The sequence below is a fragment of the Virgisporangium aliadipatigenens genome (genome assembly GCF_016863615.1).
In the GTDB taxonomy this organism is placed as follows: Bacteria; Actinomycetota; Actinomycetes; order Mycobacteriales; family Micromonosporaceae; genus Virgisporangium; species Virgisporangium aliadipatigenens.
In genome coordinates, this window is record NZ_BOPF01000106.1 from 1 (window position 1) to 908 (window position 908).

General features: G+C 77.9%; 1 pseudogene. It reads right to left on the reverse strand.

Annotated features, from left to right (window positions below):
- Positions 1–112: 112 nt before the first annotated feature.
- A pseudogene (locus Val02_RS46970) lies at positions 113–908 on the reverse strand (hypothetical protein); the annotation flags it as partial.

Below are 908 nucleotides of genomic sequence, written 5' to 3' on the forward strand. Positions count from 1 at the left end.
CCGATCGAGGGCCGCCCGTGTGGGCGGCCCTCGACGCATTTACGGGTACGGTTCGTTACCGGGCCCCGATCCCGGGTACTCGGGCCCCGAAAGGACTTTTCTCGTGACCAGTTCATCCTCGTCGAACGACCGCGCCGACGGCGACCGCTCCGGCGGAGCTCCGCGCGGCGATCAGGACCGCGGCGGTTTCCGCAACGGGGACCGCGGATCGTCCCGCCCGGGAGGCTTCCGCGGCGCACGCGACGACCGGGGCGGCTCGCGGGCCGGCGGGTCCGGCGACCGGGGCGGTTTCCGCGGCGGGGCGGGCGGGGATCGGGAACGTGGCGGCTTCCGTCGCGACGGCGACCGGGGCGGCTTCGGCGGCCAGGGCCGTGGTGACGACCGGGGCGGGTTCCGCTCGGGCCCACGCCGCGACGGCGAACGAGGCGGCGCAGTATCGGGCGGGTCCGGCGATCGGGGCGGCTTCCGTGGTGATCGCGGACCCGGTGGGGCCGGCGGCGACCGCGGTGGTTTCCGTCGCGACGGCGACCGGGGTGGCTTCGGCGGCCAGAGCCGTGGCGACGACCGAGGCGGATTCCGCGGCGATCGCGGACCGGGTGGCGGCGACCGCCAGGGCGGCGGCTTCCGTCGCGACGGCGACCGGGGCGGGTTCGGCTCGGGTCCGCGGGGGGACGGCGAGCGCCGTGGCTTCCGTAGTGACGGCGAGCGGGCCGGCGGCTTCCGCAACGACCGCGACGGCCGGGGCGGCTTCGAGGGCCGGGGCCGCGGCGACGGTGAGCGTGGTGGCTTCGGATCCGGATCGCGCGAGCGCGGCGGGCCCGACAGCCGTGGCGGCGATCGCGAGCGTGGTGGCTTCGGCGCCCGTGAGCGCGGCGGATACGAGAACCGCGGCGGCGACCGTGGGGCGC